Genomic DNA, 22,422 nt, shown 5'->3' with positions numbered 1-22,422 from the left:
GCTGCTGAGCGACAACGGGTCCAGTTACGTCTCAGGCGACTTGGCGGGATGGTTACGGGACAAAGGTATGAAGCACTCGCGCGGTGCCCCGTATCTTCCACGTTGATCCCCGTCTTGCTCGAATAACTCTAGGGCTGATATGCTAACAGAGAGCACATATCAAGTCATATATGGAAAATATGACGCATATATGCAATTTATGCATTATAACTCCCTTCTGCTCACCACAATCGTCGCCATGGAAGTCATATTTTTAAAAAGGCGACGCAAACCTAACTTCGCTTTTCGTTGATCTAGTCGCCATATCTACTACCGCTCAAATTTTTTGAAGTAATTTTCGTTACAGCTTGCGACGTTATGATCTATTCCTCAATAGGTTGAACTTTCAAATGCATGGTTTACGATGCCACAAAGGCGTGTTCGCTCTTCGGCGATCCAAATCCCGAAATCTAATTGGCGATGGCCCACAACCCTCAATTGAAACCGGCATAGGACAAGACTGTCCTTAAAGGCAAAAACCGCGAACAACTTCCCAAGGCATTACCTATAACATCACCAACCCGATAGCTTAGCAGGAGTTTCATTTGTGTTGTTACCGCAAGAGTTGCAGGAACTCACTGCTATAGTTGCAGAGGCAGGCATGCCCAGTTTAGCTGGTGAAATGATGGCATACGCACTTGCTGAGCCTCTTTCCCACCAAGGCGATGACACTGAATGGCAGGAAGTTCAGGAATCTGTGGATCCTTTGAACCGGGCCGTTGAATTTCTCCGTTTTCAAATCGTGCTTGCTGAGTTGCATGTAGCGGAAACTGAAAAAATTGCCTCTGACATACAAGAGCAGGCGACGGCAAAGATAGTTTACACTCCACCTAGCCAACTTAGCGAAACAGGGTTCGAAGATGGGTCCAAATCTGTCTTCGCAGAAAAGACGCGCGCTGAGGAATGGACATCACTTCGCAGACATCGCGTCGTGACAGCTTTGGACCACATTTTGAAACACATTATAGAGGACGAAGATCAAGAATATGGCTCTGGATCCGAAGCGGACTAGACAACTCCGCGCAATGTTAAGACGGCTGTCAGCGGCCAATGCAATTTCTTCTATACCCGGCGGAACAGGAAAAGCACTAGAAGCATGGGTTTTTATGACACTTGCAGACGCTGCAAGACAGAAAACAGGCTGGCAGGTTACTTTGCATCAAGGTGATGGCTCCCGCCTTCCTCCTAACCATCCTTTTGTTTTCAGCGGCGGACCAAGTGGTTTGTCTCAAGCAGTCGGCGACCCTTGCTTTGCTCGCCTGCACAGGTCTGGCGGTTCAGAACCCCGCACCCTCGAACTGCATCATGGACTCCAACACAAAGGAAGAAGCGGCGCTCGCCATGAGTGGGATATCGCCCTTTTGCCCACTGAAATTCCACAAGGTATTCGGGCGACAAATGCCCAATACCCTCGCGGTCTGCCGTTTTTAGGAATCGAGTGCAAAGACAAACTAAGGAGTGGAAACTCTGATGAAATGCGCCAAACTTTGGCTAGAATGTTCGACCTCGCCCATGTCACTCAACTCAGAGGTTCGGTTACTCACCGCATGATGGATGAGCATGGTACCGCCGGAACAGGAAGACGTTGGCCCACTTATTTGGAAAATTACTCTCACGGAGCCTTCGGAGTAGTACACGTCGGAGGATTTCAACTCGGCCCCCGCGACATGAGTGATCACTATAAAATACAACGCTTCGGTCACGTGACCACAAGCAATACAGCTACTCGTAATGCCCTTGAAGTCTCGATGTCGAGGGTCTTAGACAGAATTGATCAACTTTACTGATCCTTTCCGAGCCCCCGACGGATCAAAAATAAAAGTTTGAAGATAGCGGCTGGCTACTTCGATAGAACAGCGACTTTGCGACACGACAAAACAAACCGAACCCGCGCACACCGAGAGTGGTTTGATTAGCATTTGCAAGCGATACGCGTTAGGATCAGAATCGCACGTAAATCGTCAAAAACTTACCAGCACTTTGTGGCCATATTACCATGGATTCCTATTCGGGTTACCATGGAATCCTACGTCATAAGCCATTTAAGTAATTGATTTTTATTGGCTTGTGAATGGTGGTTCGTGAGAGGCTCGAACTCCCGACATCTTCGGTGTAAACGAAGCGCTCGTCGCCATCCTGAACAATCTCGCCAAGGAACGCTTTCACTTCTTGGTTGTTATAACGGATGACGCGATAAAATCCGAAGTCCAACCGTTCAGCTTCATCAAGCTGTAACAGTCCAGCCATCAACTCGACGAATTTAATTTCGGCTTACCGCCGCACGCGCTCGCTCTCGGAAGTTAGAAACTTGAAGTAAAACGCACAGCTAATGGATAAACGGGAGACGGCTTCACTTTGAGCAGTCCATCGTCTGGTATTTAATTCTGAGCGTCCGGGTCGGCACCGGGAGAGATTCGCCCCCTCAAATGCCCCCTCCACACCAATATTATACAATAAAATCAATATAAATGGTGCCCGGGGGCGGAATCGAACCACCGACACGAGGATTTTCAATCCACTGCTCTACCCCTGAGCTACCCGGGCAACGGGACGGGTTTCCCCGTCGGGTAGCGGCTGTTTAGACGGGCGTGAACCAGGTGTCCAGAGGGAAGTTCGGCAATATCTCATAACATTTCCGACCCTCCCAGAGCCCTGCCATTTCAACCTTAACAAGGGCGTTTGGCGATGGGAATGAGCCATCGGTCAAAAACCGCAAAGACAGTGAGTGTTGCGGTCTACCCTCTAGGAATCGGGCGTTGATGTCAGCGATGATATGCAGGCGTTCAACCTTCGGCGAAAGGCAGTCGGAAGCGTTTTCAGCCAAAGAACGGCCTGATCCATGAGGCGGTCTGGTTCGTTTGGTCCCTGTAATTGTGCAGCGCTCTTTCCGCCCTGCGCAAAATTCCGAATGTCGGCGACAACCGGGCATACTTCAAGACGCAGAGCTTCCAAGAAATTTTGTCTATGCTGTCGTCGTCGCGGGCTGTCGAGGATTACAAAAGATCGTAGCGGCCCAGCCTCTGACCTTCAATTTCGAAAAATCGGCCGACCAAAGCTCATTGGGCCGCTTTGTATTGACCTTGAGGTCGGCGGCGGCAGAAGAAACAGATTGGCCGGGCCGGTGAGCAATTCGTCAGATTTCAGGATGCGATACAAAAAGCCATTGACATGAAATAACTGTTTTGAAGTTGATGCCCGCACCTCCCCTTAAAGAACGGCTTGCCCGCGGCAGACCCCTGTTCTGAGGCGTGCTGCAACCCTGTCTCGGCGCATCGTGGGCCGGCATTGCGGTAGCACATTCTCCGCGTCTGCTCGGGTTTGCTAGGCGGGCATCGTTGGATGCCGGCGCATCATGCGTGCCATTCGCGTGTTCCTTGGTTTCAAAAACTTGCACCGCCAAAACGCCTTTGACGCGATCTGTAATTGCATCCAAACGAGTCGGCAGCCATAGTGGAACTTGTGGGGCACGACATGATGGACCTCCTGCAAAGACAGGGGCCGGTTGAGGTACATATTGATGCGCAGTTTCAAGTTTCTTGGAGCACTTTTTGTTCTTGCCGCATGTGGAGGCGGGCCGAATGTGTCGGGCTCGGTCAGTGATGCATGTCTCGCAGTGAACCGAAAGGCAGCAACCCCCGCACTTTGCTCGTGCGTTCAGCAGGTTGCAAACAATACGCTGTCAAAGCGCGACCAATCCCGCGCAGCAAGCTTCTTTTTCGAACCGCAATTAGCACAAGACACGCGCCAGTCGGACAACTCCCGGGATGAAGCATTCTGGCAACGCTACAAACGCTTCAGCACGACCGCCGCCTCGCAATGTCGGGCCTTGACCTGAAGCTTTTGCGAACAAGCCTTCGTCGGCTCTACGTATTCATCACTATGTCAGTCGCCATATACGTGGCAACGCCGAACCGCGCAGTCTTGGTCATCTTGTCATGTTCAGAAATTGCCCACAGAGAAATATCAGGCGTAGACTCTGCAAGGAAAGAGCAAAGCCCTCTTCAAATCCTACATGACATAAGCTGGCATGAATTTTCTGATAAGCTCTTTTTGACCGTTCCGGTCTGATTATTGACAGCGTCCTCGAGAATGTCCGTTTCTGTAAAAACGAGTAATCGCCTGCGATTTACACACCGGCTAGGTTGAAAAAGTGAAAGGCCCCAAACTCAGGCCGAAAGGCACAGGACTCGGAACCCGGTCAAGGCCCTCAACTCTGCAACCGATCCGAAAAATGAGACATATTGGTCGTGGCACGTCTGATCGAGGCACGACCGTTGTCAAACCGTAAGATGGATTTCAATCCATTCCCGTCCCATAGCGTTTCGCGAAAAACCCTCCCCGCAGCTTTTCGGCAAACGCTGAGATTGCACGATATCCAAATCCGCGCCGCGATCTTAAAAACTCTCTCCCAGAAATGTAGTTAACGCAGCATAACCTTGAAGCAAAATATTCAGCTCTTCATGCACCGCTACACTCTTGATGGCTTCATAGGTCCGCCAGTGCATACCTTCGGCTTTGATTGAAAGGGAGCACCAAGACAATGGACAATACGCGATCGCCAGATAAAAAGAGAACCTATGAAAAGACCAACGAACATAACCACCTTGGCCAAAAACCTGTGCAATGGTGATCGTCGGGCACTTGCCCGCGCCATTACTCTGGTCGAAAGCGGGCGCCACGATCACCGGGAGGAGGCAATTGCCCTTCTGGCTGCCGTCGGCACGACCAAGCAGGCAATCAGGATTGGATTGTCAGGGACACCCGGCGTCGGAAAGTCGACTTTCATTGAAAGTTTCGGCCTGATGCTCACCGGGTTGGGTATGCGCGTTGCAGTGCTGGCGGTGGACCCATCGTCAGCGCGCTCTGGCGGCTCAATCCTGGGTGACAAGACGCGGATGGATTTACTGGCCCGCGATCCGAATGCTTTCATCCGCCCGTCCCCGAGCCAAACCCAACTTGGGGGGGTCGCGCGGCGATCGCGCGAGGCCGTCGCGCTGTGCGAAGCGGCAGGCTATGATGTCGTGCTGATTGAAACAGTGGGGGTCGGCCAATCGGAAACGATGGTGGCACAGATGGCCGACCTTTTTGTCCTACTTCTTGCGCCTGCAGGCGGGGATGAGCTGCAAGGCGTCAAGCGCGGGATCATGGAAATGGCGGACCTCATTCTTGTAAACAAGGCAGACGGGCCGTTGAAGTCTCAGGCAATAAGGACCTGTGCCGACTACGCCGCTGCCCTACGGCTATTGCGCAAACGCCCACAGGATCCAGATGGCTTTCCCAAGGCGCTGACCGTCTCGGCGATTGACGTCCTTGGGCTGGATCAGGCCTGGGCAGAGATGCAAGACCTCATAAACTGGCGTCGAGACACCGGTATCTGGGAACAGACGCGGCAGGAACAGGCGGCATTCTGGTTCGAGCAAGAGGTTCAGCATGGTTTGCTTGATTTGCTGCGCAGTGACCCTGAGACTGCATCCCGCATGACCAATGCCCGTGAGGAGCTGCTTTCCGGTCGGATCACCCCTGCGGCGGCGGCGGCCTATGTGCTCGCGCCCCTACGCAACCAAAAGCCCGGCAACTCAACCTAAGAATTGACGCCATGTTGGCGTTCACGGCGGCCCGGAGCAGGGTTGCCGCACACCGGTGGCCATGCAAGTTGCGAAAGGATGCAAGATCAGACGCCTGGCTGTGAAAACCGGGTTGACTGGTTGACGGAATCCTCATATCTGGCGCTGATCTTATTCCACAGCTCGGCTCTGCCGGGCTCAGCCCTATGACAGGATATCCCCTCGTACAGACGGTGATGTTCTATAACACAAGGAAAACGCCCATGTCGCGCCGTTGCGAATTGACCGGAAAAGGCCCGATGTCGGGCAACAATGTCAGCCACGCCAAAAACCGAACCCGCCGTCGGTTTCTGCCCAATCTGCAGGATGTAACGCTTCAGTCCGACGTGTTGGGCCGCTCTTTCAAATTCCGTATTTCAAATGCGGCACTGCGCACGGTCGACCACCGTGGTGGGTTGGATGCGTTTATGGCCAAAGCAAAAGAAGCGGAATTGTCGGTTGCTGCACGGAAGGTCAAGACTGAGATCCAGAAGGCGACTGTGGCCTAAGCCAAATAGACCAATGATTTCTTCGAATGACCTGGATGGTTTCATCCGGGTCATTTTCGTTTGAACGCCACGACTTGTTTGCCGATCACATTTGATTGCATTGAAACATCAAAGATCGTGCATATTTTCAAATCACTTCCATCGTGGCAGATCGCTGCGCGCAAGGGGATTTGATGATGATATATTTTTTGCCACGCCTGTTGGGCGGATGGATAATATTGCCTCTATTTCTGTTTGCCTCGGCCGCGCATGCTGACGCAAAGGAAACGCAAGGCTGGACCGATGGGATCGACTTTATTGCAAAACGCGGTGTTACAATTGTCGAAACAAACGAAGGACCCGCGCTGATCGTCCTTGAAACGGCCTTTGACACAGATCCGACCGCGCAACTGCTATTGCGGCTGGGCCGTGATGGACAGCCCGATCAAAGGGCGCATTTGGGTCAACTGTCGATGACAAAGGGGCTGCAAGTGTTCGAAGTGCCGGGGCAAATTGATCTGAATGCGTTCAACGAGATTCACATCATCAATGGGCGCGATGGGCGGCATATTGGCGTGGCAGAAATACGGTAGTCATCCCACAAAGGGGATGGATTGAAATCCATCTTACAGTCCTTCAATGCATAACAGAAAATGTAGCGTAAGGTGGGTCTTGACCCACCCCCGCACACCGGCCGACAAAGCCTGATGATTGCACTTCCAATTGATCCTGTGCTGCCCGATCTTGTTACCGCGCTTTCAGAGCACGGCTGCGTCGTCTTGCAAGCCCCGCCGGGTGCCGGAAAGACGACCCGCGTGCCGCACGCCTTGCTTGATGCGGGACTCGTCAAAGGCAAGACTATCATGCTTGAACCACGCCGGATCGCGGCGCGCGCTGCGGCAGAACGTTTGGCCGAGGGTCTGAATGAAAAGCCGGGCCAGACGGTGGGCTACAGAATGCGCGGCGATCACAAGCCGGGCCAGCGGATTGAGGTCGTTACCGAAGGCATCCTGACCCGCATGATCCAGGCCGACCCTGCCTTGACCGATGTTGGCGCCCTCATCTTTGACGAATTTCACGAGCGCTCGCTGAATGCCGACCTTGGGCTCGCATTGGCATGGGAACTGCGTCAGGTGCTCCGCCCTGACCTTTTGCTTGTTGTCATGTCTGCCACGCTGGATGCTGACCCGGTTGCGGCTATGCTCGACGCCGCCCCGGTCGTGACATCCAAAGGAAGAACCTACCCGGTTACGACCCATTTTCTGGACCGCGCACTTCCCAAAAACACCCGTCTCGAACAGGCGACCGCCGATCTTGTCACAAAGGTTGTGTCCCGCACCGAAGGTGGTGTTCTTGTTTTTCTGCCCGGCGAGGGAGAAATCAAGCGTACAGCCGCCGCCCTTTCGCACCGCCTGCCCGGTGATTGCCTCATTCAGCCGCTTTATGGGGCTTTGCCCTTCAAAGAACAGCGCGCCGCGATTGCCCCGGCCCAAACGGGTCGAAAGATTGTGCTCTCCACCTCCATCGCGGAAACATCCCTGACGATTTCCGACATCCGTGTCGTTGTTGATGCCGGGCGCGCGCGCCGGGCGCGATTTGATCCGGGCTCAGGTATGTCACGACTTGTCACTGAAAAAGTCAGCCGGGCCGAGGCCACGCAGCGCGCTGGGCGGGCAGGCCGTGTCGCGCCCGGTGATGCCTTTTGCCTTTGGACCAAAGGCGAGCATGGCGCCCTGCCCGCCTTTGCCCCGGCAGAGATCGAGTCTGCCGATCTTGCCGCGCTCGCGCTGGAGCTGGCCATTTGGGGCAGCGATGAGCTGTGCTTTTTGACCCCGCCGCCACCCGGTGCTTTGGCAGAGGCACGCACGCTGCTACAAAACCTTGGCGCTTTGGACGGCAATCAGCGCATCACCGCCCATGGCCGCGCATTGGCAGCCCTGCCGCTTCATCCCCGTCTGGGGCATATGTTGCAGCTGGCTGGCAAGCAAGCCGCACCACTTGCTGCCCTACTTTCCGGTCGTGACCCGTTGCGCGGAGCGCCCGTTGACGTCACCCTGCGCCTGCGCGCTCTCAATGGCAACTATGCGGGGCCAGGCGAGGTTCAGCATGCGGCCCTGTCCCAAATCAAAGCTGACATTCCGCGTCTGACCCGCGATGCGTCCGCCCAACCTGCACGATCGACCGCACAGCAACTGGCGCTTGCTTATCCAGACCGGATCGGACTGCGCCGCAAAGGCGACGCACCGCGTTATGTTTTATCGGGGGGAAAAGGCGCTGTGATGGATGCAGGTGATCCGTTGGCAGGTCAGCGCCTGATTGTGGTCAGTGATCTTGACGGGGACGCCCGCGAAGCGCGCATCAGGCAGGCAACGTCGATCAGCGAAAGTGAGCTGCGCGACATGTTCTCAGATGATATCCACTGGCGCGATCTGTGCCTCTGGTCCAAGCGCGACAATCAGGTTCTGTCGCGCAAGCAGGAATGTTTTGGTGCGCTGGTGCTGGACGACCGGGTGTGGGCCGACGCGCCCGACGATCTGGTTGCGCGCGCTATGCTGGAGGGCGTCCGCCAGCTTGGCTTGCGCTTGTCCCCCGCAGCGGCCCGGTTTCAGGCGCGCGTGGCGCTTATTGATGACCTTCCCCGGATGGACGATGACACGCTGCTAGACACGCTCGAAGACTGGCTTTTACCCTATCTGCAAAATGTACGCAGTGCGTCGGACTGGCGACGCTTTGACGTGCTGCCTGCCTTGCGGGCAATGCTGGACTGGGACCAGATGCAGCGGTTGGACACACAGGCACCGGCGCATTTCGAAACGCCTTTGGGGCGCCGCATTCCCATCGACTATGCCGGAGACGCCCCTGCAATCACTTTGCGATTGCAGGAAATGTTCGGCGTCACCCGCCACCCGACCGTTGGGCGGATGCCATTGCGCGTGACGCTCCTTTCACCGGGCCAGAAACCTGTGCAAGTCACCCAGGATATCGTCGGTTTCTGGGCCAGTTCCTATGCAGATGTAAGACGTGATATGCGTGGTCGATATCCAAGGCATCCGTGGCCAGAGGACCCGACCCAAGCCGACCCGACCCTGCGTGCAAAACCGCGGGGGACGTGACCGGGGGACAGGATGCCTTTGCTCTTGCGTTAAGTTTCTCTTAGGTAAAATGATTTACCGTCTGGGCATGTCCTTTATCTCGGAAACAATGCGGGCGACCGCGCCACACCAAATCCTGCAACAAGAACCTGCTTTGCAGGTGGCGGCCTTTTGCCATCGGCCGGGTTATCAGGGGCGGGAGCTTTTGCTGATAACGAGTTCGTCAGGCCGCTGGATATTGCCCAAAGGATGGACCGAAGAAGGTATAAGAGATGGTGACGCCGCAGCCCTGGAAGCCTGGGAAGAGGCTGGCGTTATCGCCAAATGCATCACCGATACTCCCATTGGCCACTATCATACAAAAAAGACACTTGCGAACCGTGCGTCTGTACCCTGCCATGTTCAGATCTTCGACATCGAAGTGCAGTCACTGGCGAATGACTTTCCCGAAGCCCACAAGCGTGATCGCAGATGGGTACCTTTTGCGCAGGCCGCATCAGAAGTGAGCCTGCCGGCTTTGTCGGATGCGCTGGCGCGCTGTCTGCCCGCATGTGAGATCTAGGGCATTTCGCGAAAACCTGAATCACAGCCATTCGGGAAACGCATTGCAGCGTTCGTATGTCGTGGGTGCTCCGCCTTTATCTGATGCCTGAGGTTAAAGGCGAAACGCTTGAGACACCTTCCTTGATCAGTCAGCGAACTCGGCAGATACTGCACAGTGCAAGCTGAAGGGGCTTATATGCGATTGTTCACCTGTACCGGTCTTTTATGGCTGTTAAGCCTGACGGCGGCCGTTGCACAAGACTGCCCGGATATCATTCGTTTTGTTGACTTTGGCCGATATGACGCCGCAGGCGGGATCATGCGCGGCGGTCCGATCATTCGGGTTGTTGACGAAAGCACGCAACTGCTGATGGAGCGCCCAGAACGATGTGTGAAGGTTGAACAGTTGCATGTTGATGGGCACAACCACCCTATCCCAATTGTTCCCAAAATTCGCTTTGATCCAACGACCGTTTCAGCCGACTTATCATCGTTGGTGGTGCAGGGGCAGGTCAATGATATTCCCGCGCGGCAGGAGCTTTCGGCAGTGCCCTATCTGCAAATGCGCAGCCGAAATCACGTTGTCATCCGCACGTCCGAAACGGCCATATGTGTCACCGCCAGCCAGCCCCCTGACAGCCCAATCGCCTGTCAGTTGTCTAATCCATTCGGTGGCCCGCTCCCGGTAATGCTGACTTGCTACGACGGAACCTGTGAATTGCCAGTCTTGACCTTGGATAAAAACACAATGATATCAGCCGTATGGTCCGTGCCTGCGCCAGCAGGTAATGTCACCCGGCTAGACGCATTGGCGACTGCTGGCACTGTCAGCACAGCCATGCTGGCCGACATTCATCATTTTCTGGCGCCGAAGATATCGCTCTAGCCCCGCCTATTTACCCAAACAATAGCGCATGATGGCCTTCTGGGCGTGCATCCTGTTTTCGGCCTCATCAAAGATGACCGAATGGGGCCCGTCCATGACGCTGCTTGTTGCCTCATCATCGCGGTGGGCAGGCAGGCAGTGCATGAACAATGCATCATCCTTGGCCTGTGCCATCAGCGCATCATTGACCTGATAGCCACGCAACTGATTGTGGCGCCGCTCACGCGCTGACTGCGGGTCATGCATCGACACCCATGTGTCGGTCACAACAAGGTCCGCACCCTGCACAGCCTCGTTGGGGTCGCGCACGGTTGTGTAAAGGCCAGCCAATGCAGGTTCCGGGTCAAGCGGCGGCGGCCCGGTAAAAACCAGATCAAAATCAAATTTCTCGGCTGCATGGGCAAAACTGGCAAAGACATTGTTGCCATCGCCCGACCAGACGACTTTCTTGCCTTTGATCGGGCCGTTATGTTCTTCGAATGTCATGATATCGGCCATGATCTGGCAGGGGTGCGTGCGGTTGGTCAGCCCGTTGATGACCGGGACAGTGGCATATTCGGCCATATCCAGCAGCGTTTGTTCCTCGAACGTGCGGATCATGATCAGATCAACATATCGCGAAAGGACCCGCGCCGTGTCTGCGATTGTCTCACCATGGCCCAACTGCATATCCGCACCCGAAAGCACCAGTGTCTGTCCGCCCATTTGGCGCACACCCACATCAAACGATACGCGCGTCCTTGTAGATGGCTTTTCAAAGATCAGCGCCACCATATGCCCCGCCAGAGGCTGTTCGCTGTCCGGCGTACCTTTTGGCAGGCCCGCGCGGGCTTGTTTCATTTGCTGTGCGTTCTGAATAATCCCGCTTAGGTCATCAGACGGTGTTACGTTGATATCGAGAAAATGGTTCATACGTTTCGCTTTTTGTTGTGCCGGGAAAATTGGGGTGCTGCCCCCGGCCTTACGGCCTCCCCCGGGATATTTTGGGCCAAAAGAAGTCTAGTGATGGGTCATGACCTGAACCAGTCTCCCATCGGAAGTTGGTGCAAATCGTCGTTTGTGAAAGCCCGCCTGGCTATAGACCCCGATCATGCGCGTGTCGGTTGTGCCTGCCGCGACGGCGACGAGAGGATAATGCAAACGCAAATCCCTGATAAAGGTTTCGATATAGCCGACCGCATGCCCCTGCCCCAGAAAGTCGGGGTCGCCTACAAATGTAGCGATGACCCGCGTACCGACAGGCAGGTCGCCATATTCCGGCATCTGGAACAGATGCGCATCGTGATGCCGGATATAGGCGAATGGACGCCCCGACAGCGCAACGATCAGCATGTCAACCGCAGTGTTGTTCATGTCTTTTTCTATCAACGCAACCTGTTGTTCCGCATCGCCCCACCAAACCTTGACATGCGGCAATTGCAGCCAGGACCCCAATTGCGGCAGGTCCTGTTTGGTCAGGGTGCGAAATTCATAGTTACGCATGGGCCCTTGTGATCTGTTGTGCCGCGTTTTCCAGTTTTTCGACGGCCATTTCGATATCATCTTCCCCGATGTTCAACGCGGGCAGCAGCCGCACCACATTGTCGGCTGCAGGCACTGTCAGCAGGCCATTGGCATAGCCAGCGTTGACGACGTCGCTATTGGCAACCTTGCACTTCAGCCCCAGCATCAGACCGGACCCACGCACGCTTTCAAAAACATCCGGATTGCCATCAACAAGCGACTCGAGCTTTTGGCGCAAGAGCCCCGCCTTGCGATTAACATCTGACATAAATGCGTCATCCCCCACGATTTCCAGCACCTTGGCCCCAACCGCGCAGGCCAACGGATTGCCCCCGTAAGTGGACCCATGGGTGCCTGCGGTCATCCCCGATGCCGCCTCTTGTGTCGCCAGGACGCCCCCCAGCGGAAAGCCCCCGCCAATGCCTTTGGCAATCATCATGATATCCGGCGTGATCCCGGCCCATTCGTGCGCAAACAGTTTGCCCGTCCGGCCCATCCCGCATTGCACCTCATCAAGGATCAGCAAAATCCCATGTGTGTCACACAAGTCACGCAATCCCTTGAGGCATGCATCCGGCAGCGGTCTGATCCCGCCTTCGCCCTGCACAGGTTCAACCATGATTGCCGCAACTCTGTCATTGGCCGCTGCATTCAGCGCCTCATGATCGCCGAATTCAAGGTGGATGAAACCGGGCAGCAAGGGGCCGAACCCCTTGGTCATTTTCTCTGATCCGGCGGCAGCGATCCCTGCGCTCGAACGTCCGTGAAACGAGCCGCTGAAGGTGATTATATCTGTCCGGTCGCTGCCTTTGTCGAACCAGTATTTCCGTGCCATCTTGACGGCCAGTTCGCAGGCTTCCGTTCCGGAATTTGTAAAAAACACCGTATCTGCAAAGGTCTTATCAACCAAAGCATCCGCCAATTTCTGCTGCGCTGGGATATTATAAAGGTTCGAGACATGCCAAAGCGTCTTGGCCTGCTCTGTCAACGCTGCGACCAGCGCAGGATGCGCATGACCCAGTACGTTCACCGCAATTCCCGCCCCGAAATCAAGAAAACGTCGCCCGTCTGCTTCCGTCAACCAAGACCCTTCACCAGATATGAAGGTCAGCGGCGCACGTGCATAGGTCGGCAGAATTGATGGGATCATGGCGATCATCCTTTGCGAAGTACCTGAATGGTGCAGAACCAAACCGGAGTGTCAATAATTTTAGGGGGTTAGATGAAGACGAGTGAACGGGCGCCGCGTTTCAGCGTCGACGTCGAATGTTCTTTTGTGCCTGTTTCATCATGACGGTCTGATAGCGTGGTTTTTGTCAGGAAGAAAGTACTAAGTGCACTGTAGAGCTGTCGGGTATGAAGCCCGCTGCCTTTGGCGGTATCCGCCACTCTTTACAGGACCACACGACAATGGGAGATTTGGGAGATTTCCCGATGATATCAGCACCCTGACGGTTGCGCGTTTTCTGACAGGCACAACTTTACCTGCTGACGCAGCGCCGCGAAAAACGCCTTGTTAGTAATTCCTTAAACACGCTACCGAAGGAACAAATTGCAGCCATGATCGTCATCTAGTTGCGATTTCATGAACGAGGTTTACGAGTATCGCCGGGCGCCAAACTTGTGGGTGATGCGGCTATCGGTAGTCAGTCTGGCACTGCTGATCATGGTGATTGCACTGACAGGGGCACATCATCTGACCGCACTTGCCTGGGGTTTGGGGGCTGCAACCCTTTACTGGATGCTGCTGCCGCATCCGGTGTCCGGCATACGGGTGGATGACAATTACCTCGTGCTGGCAGCATGGCGCAGGCCGCGTGCCATCCCGCTCGACAATATCGCTTATCTGCGCATCACCGAGGTCAGCGCGGAATGTACGGTCACGATCGTTTACAAGGATGGCCGGGAAGAGGGCACATTTGCAGGCGATCTACCCAGCATCGAAGCACTCTCCGACGTTATGGCGGAACGGGGGATCCCCTTACGCGAATCCTACCTAGGCCTTTAGCCGATATCCCCTGTCCATCCAGCGCCAGCAGAGTGCCAGGACAGCGATACAGGCGACACCGACCACGCAAAGCCCGATCCAGGGGCTGCTGTCACTGACCCCGATCATGCCGTAGCGAACCCCGTCAATGATATAGAAGAACGGGTTGATATGGCTGAGCGTTTGCATGAAGGGCGGCAATGCCTCAATCGAGTAGAAGGTCCCCGACAAAAAGGCGAGCGGCGTGATCAGAAAGTTCGAAATCGCTGACAGTTGATCAAATTTGTTGGCATAGATTGCGGCGATCATGCCCAGACCACCCATCAAGACAGACCCCAGCAAAACAAAAACAATCGCCCAAACCGGGTGTTCCATCCCGACGCCCAGAAAAATAGCCGCCCCTGCCGCGATGACAACAGCGACGAGCGCCCCGCGCAGTACCGCCCCGCCGATATAGCCCACAACAAGCTCAGCTGCCGAAAGTGGCGGCATCAGCGTGTCGACAATATTGCCCTGCACTTTGGCTGAGGTGATACTGGACGAAGTGTTTGCAAAAGCGTTCTGAATAACCGTCATGGTCAGGATGCCCGGTGCCAGAAACGTCACAAACGGCACCCCCATAACGTCTCCGCGCGTTGGGCCGATGGCGATCGTGAAAATCATCAGGAACAGCCCTGCATTGATCAGCGGTGCCATGACAGTCTGCGACCAGACGTTCATGAACCGGCGGACTTCCCGCCATATTAATGTGCGCGTCCCCAGCCAGTTCACCCGGCCGAAACGACGCACGCCCATTGAAGTTTGTTGTGTCATTTGCCATCTGCTTGTTGCGTCCCCCCGTCATAACGTCCACGACGTGTTTGGCCAGCAAGAAGTGCACAAGTCGCGCAACAGGCAAGACATAAGGTTTGTGCGCGGCGGTATCTTCACATCGGCGACAACAGTGATTACTATAAAGAGCTAACGAGATCGATAGACCTGCCTGCTATTGCGCATGTCAGTACAGCAAACCAAAGGAATCTTTATGTCCTGGACCGATGAGCGTGTTGAAAAGCTCAAGAAAATGTGGGCGGATGAACACTCTGCCAGTGAAATCGCCAAGGAACTCGGCGGTGTGACGCGCAATGCCGTGATTGGCAAAGTGCACCGTCTGGGCCTGTCCAACCGTGCCACGTCAAACCGCAGCGCAACCGCCAAGGCTGCGCCAAAGGAACGTGCGGCACCGGCAGCAGCAAAGCCCGCACCAAAGCCCGCCGCAAAGGCCAAACCCGCATCACCGGCTGTGCCCGCGGTAAAAGAAGAAGTCGAGCTGGACGAAAACGGCATTCCAATCTCTGCTGCACGCCGGGCGATCATCCCTGCCGGTCAGCCGTTGCCGCCGCAGCCGTCCGCCAATGAAATCAGCCCAGAGGCATTGGCGAAGGTCAGTGAGGTCGAAAAGACGGCCAAGCGACTTAGCCTGATGGAGCTGACTGAAAAGACCTGCAAATGGCCTGTTGGTGACCCTGCAACCGAAGATTTCTGGTTCTGCGGATTGGGCGTCCAGCAAGGCAAACCCTATTGCGAAGCACACGTGGGCGTCGCCTTCCAGCCGATGTCATCGCGCCGGGATCGTCGGCGCTAGTCAGACGCCAGATCGTAAGATGGATCTTGATCCATCCTTCTGTTCGAAAACGCCGCCACTCTGGCGGCGTTTTTCATCACGGGGCCGTCCGCATTTGTGGCGTTCCCTCCGCCACTCAGTTCCGCTAAACCCGCACAATGACCCAGAACCCACCAAACCTCCGCCCTGACATTGCGCCCAAGGCCAAAATCAGTGACCCGAAACGCGACGGCCAGCCGACCATCGGCATGGTGTCGCTTGGCTGTCCCAAGGCTCTTGTCGATAGCGAACGTATCCTCACGCGCCTGCGCGCGGAAGGATACGCCATCTCGCCTGATTACGCTGGCGCAGAGGCGGTGATTGTCAACACCTGCGGATTTCTCGACAGCGCCAAGGCCGAAAGCCTTGATGCCATTGGCGAAGCCCTTCAGGAAAACGGCAAAGTCATCGTGACCGGCTGTCTGGGGGCTGAGCCCGATTACATCCGCGAACATCACCCGCAGATCCTCGCCGTCACGGGGCCGCACCAATATGAACAGGTGCTTGATGCCGTCCACGCAACGGTGCCCCCCGCTCCGGACCCGTTCATCGACCTGCTGCCCGGCACCGGCGTCAGCCTGACGCCACGCCACTACAGCTATCTGAAGATTTCCGAAGGCTGCAATCACAAGTGCAAATTCTGCATCATTCCCGATATGCGCGGGCGTCTAGCCTCGCGCCCGGCCCACGCGGTCCTGCGCGAGGCGGAAAAGCTGGTGGATGCGGGCGTCAAGGAATTGCTGGTGATCTCTCAAGACACCTCTGCCTATGGGCTGGATCGCAAATATGATCTGAACCCCTGGAAAGATGCTGAGGTCCGCAGCCACATCACCGACCTGACCCGCGAACTGGGCAAGCTCGGCGCGTGGGTGCGGCTACATTACGTTTACCCCTATCCGCATGTCCGCGACCTGATCCCGATCATGGCAGACCCGACCAACGGCGTACTGCCCTACCTCGACATTCCCTTCCAGCACAGCCACCCAGACGTGCTGCGGCGCATGGCGCGGCCTGCGGCAGGGGCCAAAACGCTGGATGAAATCGCGGCATGGCGGGCCATCTGCCCAGACATCACCCTGCGGTCGACATTCATAGTGGGTTACCCGGGCGAAACCGAAGCCGAGTTCCAACATCTGCTGGACTGGATGGACGAAGCGCAATTGGATCGTGTCGGGTGTTTCCAGTACGAAAACGTCGACGGCGCGCGCAGCAACGCCCTGCCAAACCATGTGGCGCCAGAGATCAAGCAAGACCGCTGGGACCGTTTCATGGCCAAGGCGCAGGCAATCTCCGAGGCCAAACTGGAAGCCAAGGTCGGCCGCACACTAGAGGTCATCGTGGACGACATCGACGAAGACGGCATCGCCACCTGCCGCACATGGGCTGACGCCCCCGAGATCGACGGAAACCTGTTTATTGATGAGGGGACCGAGAGGCTGAACGTTGGGGATGTTTTGCAAGTTGAGGTTGAGGAAGCGGGGGAGTATGACTTGTGGGGAGCTATGGCCGCCCGTTCTTGATGTAATCGGACAAATCATAGCCTAAGCGAGTAAGTGTCCAATATCCTTGTCGATCTTTTGAAGCCAGTTTTAGACGTTCAAAGTTCTTAAATGCACTTTCAAGCTCTGCTTCGAGACGAACAATATCGAGATTTGGTAAAACTGAATCTAGCCTCGTCAGAAAATACTCTAAAGCTCCCTCTGACAGGGCAAACGTCCTGACCTTTTCCGAAAGTTCGGGCAAGACTGAAATAATTTTGATATCTCGATCACTCAAATTCGCGATTAGGTTCTTTATATTTTCAACAGGAGTAGAAACATCGGATTGTTCTCTCTGTTCGATGATAGTTTCCGCAGCCTCACCGCCCTCAATGCTCTCTGCTTCTTCAATACGTTTTGCTGCATCAATTGTCCTGCGTTCTCTCGCCTCTTCCAACTTTGCTTGCGCAATCTCCGCTTCGGCTTCCTTTGTCCAGCTATAGATCTTCTGCCCATGTGCTTGATCAAATTGGAGACGTCGCAGCAGGCGATCCGGTTGAATAGCAAGCCAAGCACCCGCAAATTTCACCCAAGGTGTCGACAGAGCAAGAATCACACCAGCAAGGGCAGGCCAAATATAAAGGGAGTAGGTTGTCGTATTCATTTCGAAGAAACGAAACTTTATCGCCACTGGCTGTTCGGCGAGAAAGAGATACCACAGTGGTTTCCAGTTCAATACAAAAAATGCAAGACCGATTGACCCTAGAATAGGACTACGAACCCGTTGGGACCTCGCCTCAGTACCGTCTTTAATGAAATCGATCAAAGTACCACCCAAAAGGTTACAGTTCCCTTATAACAACTTTGAGAAGAGACAATAGTCAAGCAACGCTATCAAGAGACCTACCCATCAGCGCGGGCAAACCGCAAATCCGAACACGTTGCCGTTGATGTATTTCTAACCCGAAAAAATAGACCTACACTCCCCGCATGACAAAACCCAACCCGATCAATCCCACCGACGACGCGGCCCTCACCCTCGCGGTTGATCTGCTGACCAAAACCCGCTTTGGCGCGCTTGCTGTCATTCTGCGTGACGCTACCCCCTATGTCGCCCGCACGGCGATGATCTGGGACGGGGCCGCCCTGTTGACCCTCATCTCCACACTGTCGACCCATACCGGCGCGCTGCTGGACAACCCTGCCTGTTCCGCCCTGATCGGTGAGCCGGGCGACAAGGGTGATCCGCTCACGCATCCCCGCATGACGCTTCAATGCACGGCAGCACAGGTGGACAAGGCTGCACACAAGGACCAATGGCTTGCCGCCATCCCCAAGGCGCAGCTTTACTATGATTTCACGGATTTTCTGATGATCCGGCTGGCACCCGATGCGATTCACCTGAACGGCGGGTTCGGAAAGGCATACCGACTGGGGCCGGACGACCTCTGATCAGTCGAAGATATCAAACACTTCCGACAGAAACCCGCCCCGTTTCTTGCGGCGGCGTCCGCCACGGTCATCGTGATCGTCGTCGTAATACTCCGGCTCGGCATAGGTCTGCGCTGGCGGCGGTGGCGGCATGGCGGCCTCTGACCGCTCGATGATCTTGTCCAATTCGCCCCGATCCAGCCAGATGCCACGACATTGCGGGCAATAGTCGATCTCGATGCCGCTGCGGTCAGTAATGACGAGGGTTGTTCCATCAATCGGGCATTTCATTGGCTCTGTCTCCTTAACTGGCTTCCTCATCCATGTGGGGGACCGATATCAAAGGTCAAGCTGCCACGGGCAGGCCGCGCCCAAGACCAAGCAAGATCACGCTGCCCTGCTGCCATTTACCTTTGACCAGAAACCCCTTTTCGCCCACTTTCGGGAATTTTTGTTTCCAGTCCAGAAAACGGTCATTGGTCACAACGCGCAGGCCGTCTGCCACCGCACGGTCCAGCAGGATCTCATCGGCCGCCGTCCCGCTTGGGGCCAATGTCACTTGGTCTGGGGGCAGGTCCAAATGCCGGGCGAGTTCTTTGGGAGCCACATGCCTGTCGAAAAGCTTGTAGCCCACATTGGCATCGAAAAAGACCAGCGGTGTATAGCCCCGCGCCTGCAATTCCTGCAACACCCGCGTCAGCACCTTGATCGATGGGTCACCGCCCCAGTGCATAACGTTGGAGCCATCAACAATGACCGGATTTCCGAGCGCGCCGGTCGTCTTGGGGGCTTGCGGTTTGCTGCGCCGCCAACGGCGAAGCCGCACCAGATAGCACAGGCAGATGAGCCCAAAAACAGTGAAAACGCCCTTGCCGATCCCATCAATGATCCGGGCTTTGTCGGCCGTTTCGGGCAGGACAACAGCACAGAGCAGCATGAGGCCCAGCAGCCAAACAATGATCCCTTTCAAAATGCGCATTGGTCCACCCGGAGTGATCGCCTGAAGCCAGCATACACGCAATGGGTGCAAGCGGATGGCATGATCGGGGTAATTTTATGGCCCTTCAAGCCCTTTGAGGATCGGGCAATCGGGCCGTTTGTCCCCGGCGCAACTTTGCACCAGATCGGCCAGCGTGTTGCGCATTTCGGTCAGACCTTTGATCTTGGCTTCGATCTCATCCAGATGTTCCTGCGCGATGGCCCGCACATCTGCGCTCGCGCGGTCCTGATCCTCCCATAGGGCCAGCAGGTTGCGGCAATCCTCGATCGAGAAGCCAAGGGCGCGGGCGCGCCCCAGAAATTGCAGCTTATGGGCGTCAATCTCACTGAAAACACGGTAGCTATTGGCCTCCCGCGCTGGTGTCACCAGCCCGATATCTTCGTAATAGCGGATGGTCTTTGCGGGCAATCCGGTCCGCTCTGCGACCTCACCGATATTCATAGGACACCCTTTGCGCCGCGCAGTCGCAGGGCGTTGCTGACGACGATCACGCTGGAGAGCGCCATGGCTCCCGCTGCCAAAGCGGGCGACAGCAGCATCCCCCAGACCGGGAAAAGCACACCGGCAGCCACTGGCACCAGCAGAATGTTGTATCCAAACGCCCACATCAGATTTTGCCGGATATTGGCCATTGTCGCTTTGCTTACCGCGATGGCATTGGCGACACCTGCGGGGTCACCCGACATCAGCACAACGTCCGCCGCCTCCACCGCGACGTCGGTGCCAGTACCGATCGCGATGCCAACATCGGCAGCGGCCAAAGCAGGTGCATCGTTGATCCCGTCGCCCACAAATGCGACCTTTTTGCCCCCACTATGCAATTGCGCGATCGCGTCTTTCTTGCCGCCAGGCAGAACGTCGGCAATGACATCAGTGATACCAAGATCGTCGGCAGTCGCCTGCGCGGTCTGCGCGGCATCGCCGGTGATCATCACAACCTTGACATCATTGGCCTGCAACATCCGGACGGTCGCAACGGCGTTTGGGCGGAGCTGATCAGCGACAGCCAATACGCCAGCGGCCTTGCCATCCACGGCCACCATGATCGAGGTCTTGCCGACCTTGGAAAACCTCGCAGCTGTCTCTGCCAAGGCCGCGCTGTCAATCCCTTCGGCCTGCAACATACGTTGCGCACCGACGACCACCGTGCTGCCAGAAACCTGCGCCTTGATCCCATACCCCGGCACCGCCTGCACATCCGTTGCCGATGGCAGTGGCGCGGTCGCTGCATCGACAATAGCCTGCGCCAGAGGGTGTTCCGATGTCTTCTCAACAGCGGCGGCTAACCGCAGCAATGTTTCTTCGTCCCCGTTCAAGACAACCACATCGGTCAGGGCCGGCTTGCCCAACGTCAGCGTACCGGTCTTGTCAAAGGCCACGACATCAACGGACTGCAAAGCTTGCAACCCGTCACCCCTCCGAAACAGAACACCAAGGTCCGCTGCACGCCCGGTCCCCACCATGATTGACGTGGGCGCGGCCAGTCCCATCGCACAGGGACATGCGATAATCAGCACCGATACGCCCGCAACCAATGCATAGGACAAGGCCGGATCAGGCCCGATGGTCAGCCAGACCAGTACGGTCAATGTTGCCACCGCCATAACCGCAGGCACAAACCACGCTGTCACCCGGTTCAACAGGTCCTGCACTGGCAAGCGCGCGCCTTGCGCGTCCTGCACCATGGCGATGATCTGCGCCAGCATTGTATCCTCTCCCACGGCTGTGGCGCGCATTTCGATCACACCATTACCATTAACAGTCCCGGCGGTGAGCCTGTCGCCTTCGGCTTTGTCCACCGGCATCGGTTCACCAGTGATCATGGCTTCGTCCACAAAGGATTGCCCTTTGACGACCACACCATCGACGGCAATCCGCGCACCGGGGCGCAGCAGCAGCATGTCGCCCTGCACTACCTCATTGATGGGGATGTCGCGCGCATCGCCGTCACGCAAGACCGTTGCCGTCGCCGGACGCAGGCCGATCAACCGCTTGATCGCGGCACCCGTCTGGCCTTTGGCGCGTGCTTCCAGCCAACGGCCCAGCAAAATGAGCGTGATAATGACGGCGGCAGCCTCGAAATAGACAGCCAGCGTACCTGCGGGGAATACGCCCGGCAGGAACAGGGCACAGGTCGAATATGTCCACGCCGCCGCCGTGCCCAGCACAACAAGCGCGTTCATATCAGGCGATAAGTGCCGCAGCGAAGCTATCCCCTTGACGTAGAAAATCCGGCCCGGCCCAGCGATTACCAGCGTGGCCAGAATGAATTGTACTGTCCAACTCGCCGTCATGCCGATTGTCCGCATGATTAAGTCGTGTAGCGCCGGGATAAGATGCCCGCCCATTTCCAGCAGGAAAACCGGAAACGTCAGGCCCATCGCGACCAGAAAAGAGCGTTTCAGATGCTCGGCTTCGGTTGCCTGCGCTTCATCGGTCGTTTCGTCGGCACCGAGAACTGTCGCATCATAGCCAATCGCAGCGGTGGCGCGTTTTAATGCATTAGCATCAGCGTCCGCCTGCGATACAATACGCGCTGTTCCATCGGCGAGGTTCACTTGCGCGAACTCCACGCCCGGCACGTTCTTTAGCGCCGTCTCGACCCGTCCAACGCATGACGCGCAACTCATCCCGTCTACGGCGAGCCTGATTTCAGAATGTTTGGTCATGTTTTCCCCTTATTTCCGCTAACATAGGGGTTCCAGTTATGGGAAGGTCAAGAGGGGCGAG

Annotated in this window: 22 protein-coding genes, 2 tRNA genes and 1 pseudogene; 14 read left to right on the top strand and 11 right to left on the bottom strand. The window is 56.0% G+C overall.

Annotated elements, in window-relative coordinates; translation table 11 throughout:
• From C8N45_RS20830 to C8N45_RS23045, 3 genes and pseudogenes are all read left to right on the top strand, one after another.
• Positions 1–103: pseudogene (locus tag C8N45_RS20830) on the top strand (integrase catalytic domain-containing protein); the annotation flags it as partial.
• A gap of 483 nt (positions 104–586) precedes the next feature.
• Complete coding sequence (locus C8N45_RS20825; RefSeq protein ID WP_114427876.1) at positions 587–1,051, top strand: hypothetical protein; 465 nt, start codon at positions 587–589, stop codon at positions 1,049–1,051.
• On the top strand, positions 1,026–1,826 hold the full coding sequence (locus tag C8N45_RS23045; RefSeq protein ID WP_168769542.1) for a hypothetical protein: 801 nt from the start codon (positions 1,026–1,028) through the stop codon (positions 1,824–1,826). Before C8N45_RS20825 ends, C8N45_RS23045 begins: the two co-directional genes overlap by 26 nt.
• Positions 1,827–2,111: 285 nt before the next feature.
• Here the strand turns inward: C8N45_RS23045 and C8N45_RS23340 are convergent.
• Together C8N45_RS23340 and C8N45_RS20810 are read right to left on the bottom strand one after the other, a co-directional pair.
• A tRNA-Val gene (locus C8N45_RS23340) sits at positions 2,112–2,182 on the bottom strand.
• 326 nt (positions 2,183–2,508) lie between these two features.
• Positions 2,509–2,583, bottom strand: a tRNA-Phe gene (locus C8N45_RS20810).
• A gap of 973 nt (positions 2,584–3,556) precedes the next feature.
• Between C8N45_RS20810 and C8N45_RS20805 the strand changes: the two genes are divergently transcribed.
• The 7 genes from C8N45_RS20805 to C8N45_RS20775 all read left to right on the top strand — a co-directional run bounded on the left by C8N45_RS20805 (position 3,557) and on the right by C8N45_RS20775 (position 10,651).
• On the top strand, positions 3,557–3,874 hold the full coding sequence (locus C8N45_RS20805) for an arginine transporter (protein WP_108388596.1): 318 nt from the start codon (positions 3,557–3,559) through the stop codon (positions 3,872–3,874).
• Between the two features lie 742 nt (positions 3,875–4,616).
• The gene (gene meaB, locus C8N45_RS20800; RefSeq protein WP_108388594.1) at positions 4,617–5,624 is read left to right on the top strand and encodes a methylmalonyl Co-A mutase-associated GTPase MeaB; all 1,008 of its coding nucleotides are present in this window, start codon (positions 4,617–4,619) and stop codon (positions 5,622–5,624) included.
• 242 nt (positions 5,625–5,866) lie between these two features.
• Positions 5,867–6,151 carry a 50S ribosomal protein L28 gene (rpmB, locus tag C8N45_RS20795; protein WP_108388620.1) on the top strand — a complete coding sequence of 95 codons (285 nt, stop codon included), beginning with the start codon at positions 5,867–5,869 and terminating at the stop codon, positions 6,149–6,151.
• A gap of 173 nt (positions 6,152–6,324) precedes the next feature.
• Positions 6,325–6,723, top strand: coding sequence for a hypothetical protein (locus C8N45_RS20790; protein WP_114427875.1), 399 nt, complete (start codon positions 6,325–6,327; stop codon positions 6,721–6,723).
• Between the two features lie 114 nt (positions 6,724–6,837).
• A complete protein-coding gene (gene hrpB, locus C8N45_RS20785) occupies positions 6,838–9,243 on the top strand; it encodes an ATP-dependent helicase HrpB (protein ID WP_108388590.1) in 2,406 nt (801 codons plus the stop codon).
• Positions 9,244–9,292: 49 nt separating this feature from the next.
• A complete protein-coding gene (locus C8N45_RS20780) occupies positions 9,293–9,784 on the top strand; it encodes an NUDIX hydrolase (protein ID WP_245882785.1) in 492 nt (163 codons plus the stop codon).
• 177 nt (positions 9,785–9,961) lie between these two features.
• Entirely contained in the window at positions 9,962–10,651 is a 690-nt protein-coding gene (locus C8N45_RS20775) for a hypothetical protein (RefSeq protein WP_114427874.1), read from the top strand.
• Between the two features lie 6 nt (positions 10,652–10,657).
• Here C8N45_RS20775 and argF read toward each other — a convergent pair whose 3' ends face one another.
• From argF to C8N45_RS20760, 3 genes are all read right to left on the bottom strand, one after another.
• The gene (gene argF, locus C8N45_RS20770; RefSeq protein WP_108388586.1) at positions 10,658–11,563 is read right to left on the bottom strand and encodes an ornithine carbamoyltransferase; all 906 of its coding nucleotides are present in this window, start codon (positions 11,561–11,563) and stop codon (positions 10,658–10,660) included.
• 87 nt (positions 11,564–11,650) lie between these two features.
• The gene (locus C8N45_RS20765) at positions 11,651–12,133 is read right to left on the bottom strand and encodes a GNAT family N-acetyltransferase (protein WP_108388584.1); all 483 of its coding nucleotides are present in this window, start codon (positions 12,131–12,133) and stop codon (positions 11,651–11,653) included.
• Positions 12,126–13,304: an aspartate aminotransferase family protein gene (locus C8N45_RS20760; protein ID WP_108388616.1), complete on the bottom strand. Its 1,179-nt coding sequence runs from the start codon at positions 13,302–13,304 to the stop codon at positions 12,126–12,128. Before C8N45_RS20760 ends, C8N45_RS20765 begins: the two co-directional genes overlap by 8 nt.
• Positions 13,305–13,739: 435 nt before the next feature.
• On the opposite strand from C8N45_RS20760, the gene C8N45_RS20755 reads away from it, so the two are divergent.
• Positions 13,740–14,162 carry a hypothetical protein gene (locus C8N45_RS20755; RefSeq protein WP_108388582.1) on the top strand — a complete coding sequence of 141 codons (423 nt, stop codon included), beginning with the start codon at positions 13,740–13,742 and terminating at the stop codon, positions 14,160–14,162.
• Here C8N45_RS20755 and C8N45_RS20750 read toward each other — a convergent pair.
• On the bottom strand, positions 14,151–14,954 hold the full coding sequence (locus C8N45_RS20750; RefSeq protein WP_108388580.1) for an ABC transporter permease: 804 nt from the start codon (positions 14,952–14,954) through the stop codon (positions 14,151–14,153). The genes C8N45_RS20755 and C8N45_RS20750 overlap by 12 nt on opposite strands.
• A gap of 211 nt (positions 14,955–15,165) precedes the next feature.
• On the opposite strand from C8N45_RS20750, the gene C8N45_RS20745 reads away from it, so the two are divergent.
• Positions 15,166–15,765, top strand: coding sequence for a GcrA family cell cycle regulator (locus tag C8N45_RS20745; RefSeq protein ID WP_108388578.1), 600 nt, complete (start codon positions 15,166–15,168; stop codon positions 15,763–15,765).
• A 137-nt stretch (positions 15,766–15,902) separates the two neighbouring features.
• Entirely contained in the window at positions 15,903–17,303 is a 1,401-nt protein-coding gene (rimO, locus tag C8N45_RS20740) for a 30S ribosomal protein S12 methylthiotransferase RimO (RefSeq protein WP_108388576.1), read from the top strand.
• On the opposite strand, the gene C8N45_RS20735 is transcribed toward rimO, so the two are convergent.
• Positions 17,284–18,087 (bottom strand): hypothetical protein, encoded by an 804-nt coding sequence (locus C8N45_RS20735; protein ID WP_108388574.1) that lies wholly within the window; start codon positions 18,085–18,087, stop codon positions 17,284–17,286. The two genes, rimO and C8N45_RS20735, sit on opposite strands and share 20 nt — an antisense overlap.
• Before the next feature lie 164 nt (positions 18,088–18,251).
• On the opposite strand from C8N45_RS20735, the gene C8N45_RS20730 reads away from it, so the two are divergent.
• Positions 18,252–18,713 carry a HugZ family pyridoxamine 5'-phosphate oxidase gene (locus C8N45_RS20730; protein WP_108388572.1) on the top strand — a complete coding sequence of 154 codons (462 nt, stop codon included), beginning with the start codon at positions 18,252–18,254 and terminating at the stop codon, positions 18,711–18,713.
• Here C8N45_RS20730 and C8N45_RS20725 read toward each other — a convergent pair whose 3' ends face one another.
• From C8N45_RS20725 to C8N45_RS20710, 4 genes are all read right to left on the bottom strand, one after another.
• Complete coding sequence (locus C8N45_RS20725; protein WP_108388570.1) at positions 18,714–18,983, bottom strand: TFIIB-type zinc ribbon-containing protein; 270 nt, start codon at positions 18,981–18,983, stop codon at positions 18,714–18,716. It abuts the gene before it with no gap.
• A 55-nt stretch (positions 18,984–19,038) separates the two neighbouring features.
• Positions 19,039–19,671 (bottom strand): NYN domain-containing protein, encoded by a 633-nt coding sequence (locus tag C8N45_RS20720; protein WP_108388568.1) that lies wholly within the window; start codon positions 19,669–19,671, stop codon positions 19,039–19,041.
• A gap of 75 nt (positions 19,672–19,746) precedes the next feature.
• Positions 19,747–20,133, bottom strand: a complete 387-nt coding sequence (gene cueR, locus C8N45_RS20715) for a Cu(I)-responsive transcriptional regulator (protein WP_108388566.1) — start codon at positions 20,131–20,133, stop codon at positions 19,747–19,749.
• Positions 20,130–22,361: a heavy metal translocating P-type ATPase gene (locus C8N45_RS20710; protein WP_108388564.1), complete on the bottom strand. Its 2,232-nt coding sequence runs from the start codon at positions 22,359–22,361 to the stop codon at positions 20,130–20,132. The genes cueR and C8N45_RS20710 overlap by 4 nt, the downstream gene beginning before the upstream one ends.
• Positions 22,362–22,422 lie beyond the last annotated feature (61 nt).

Origin of the sequence: Yoonia sediminilitoris, assembly GCF_003058085.1 — a bacterium.
GTDB classification, from domain to species: domain Bacteria; phylum Pseudomonadota; class Alphaproteobacteria; order Rhodobacterales; family Rhodobacteraceae; genus Yoonia; species Yoonia sediminilitoris.
This window is presented reverse-complemented; position numbering and strand designations above follow the sequence as displayed.

Coding starts and splice junctions, on each gene's coding strand:
- C8N45_RS23045 (WP_168769542.1), top strand. CDS start 1,026: ATGGCTCTGGATCCGAAGCGGACTAGACAACTCCGCGCAATGTTAAGA.
- C8N45_RS20805 (WP_108388596.1), top strand. CDS start 3,557: ATGCGCAGTTTCAAGTTTCTTGGAGCACTTTTTGTTCTTGCCGCATGT.
- meaB (WP_108388594.1), top strand. CDS start 4,617: ATGAAAAGACCAACGAACATAACCACCTTGGCCAAAAACCTGTGCAAT.
- rpmB (WP_108388620.1), top strand. CDS start 5,867: ATGTCGCGCCGTTGCGAATTGACCGGAAAAGGCCCGATGTCGGGCAAC.
- C8N45_RS20790 (WP_114427875.1), top strand. CDS start 6,325: ATGATGATATATTTTTTGCCACGCCTGTTGGGCGGATGGATAATATTG.
- hrpB (WP_108388590.1), top strand. CDS start 6,838: ATGATTGCACTTCCAATTGATCCTGTGCTGCCCGATCTTGTTACCGCG.
- C8N45_RS20780 (WP_245882785.1), top strand. CDS start 9,293: ATGATTTACCGTCTGGGCATGTCCTTTATCTCGGAAACAATGCGGGCG.
- C8N45_RS20775 (WP_114427874.1), top strand. CDS start 9,962: ATGCGATTGTTCACCTGTACCGGTCTTTTATGGCTGTTAAGCCTGACG.
- argF (WP_108388586.1), bottom strand. CDS start 11,563: ATGAACCATTTTCTCGATATCAACGTAACACCGTCTGATGACCTAAGC.
- C8N45_RS20765 (WP_108388584.1), bottom strand. CDS start 12,133: ATGCGTAACTATGAATTTCGCACCCTGACCAAACAGGACCTGCCGCAA.
- C8N45_RS20760 (WP_108388616.1), bottom strand. CDS start 13,304: ATGATCCCATCAATTCTGCCGACCTATGCACGTGCGCCGCTGACCTTC.
- C8N45_RS20755 (WP_108388582.1), top strand. CDS start 13,740: ATGAACGAGGTTTACGAGTATCGCCGGGCGCCAAACTTGTGGGTGATG.
- C8N45_RS20750 (WP_108388580.1), bottom strand. CDS start 14,954: ATGACACAACAAACTTCAATGGGCGTGCGTCGTTTCGGCCGGGTGAAC.
- C8N45_RS20745 (WP_108388578.1), top strand. CDS start 15,166: ATGTCCTGGACCGATGAGCGTGTTGAAAAGCTCAAGAAAATGTGGGCG.
- rimO (WP_108388576.1), top strand. CDS start 15,903: ATGACCCAGAACCCACCAAACCTCCGCCCTGACATTGCGCCCAAGGCC.
- C8N45_RS20730 (WP_108388572.1), top strand. CDS start 18,252: ATGACAAAACCCAACCCGATCAATCCCACCGACGACGCGGCCCTCACC.
- C8N45_RS20725 (WP_108388570.1), bottom strand. CDS start 18,983: ATGAAATGCCCGATTGATGGAACAACCCTCGTCATTACTGACCGCAGC.
- C8N45_RS20720 (WP_108388568.1), bottom strand. CDS start 19,671: ATGCGCATTTTGAAAGGGATCATTGTTTGGCTGCTGGGCCTCATGCTG.
- cueR (WP_108388566.1), bottom strand. CDS start 20,133: ATGAATATCGGTGAGGTCGCAGAGCGGACCGGATTGCCCGCAAAGACC.
- C8N45_RS20710 (WP_108388564.1), bottom strand. CDS start 22,361: ATGACCAAACATTCTGAAATCAGGCTCGCCGTAGACGGGATGAGTTGC.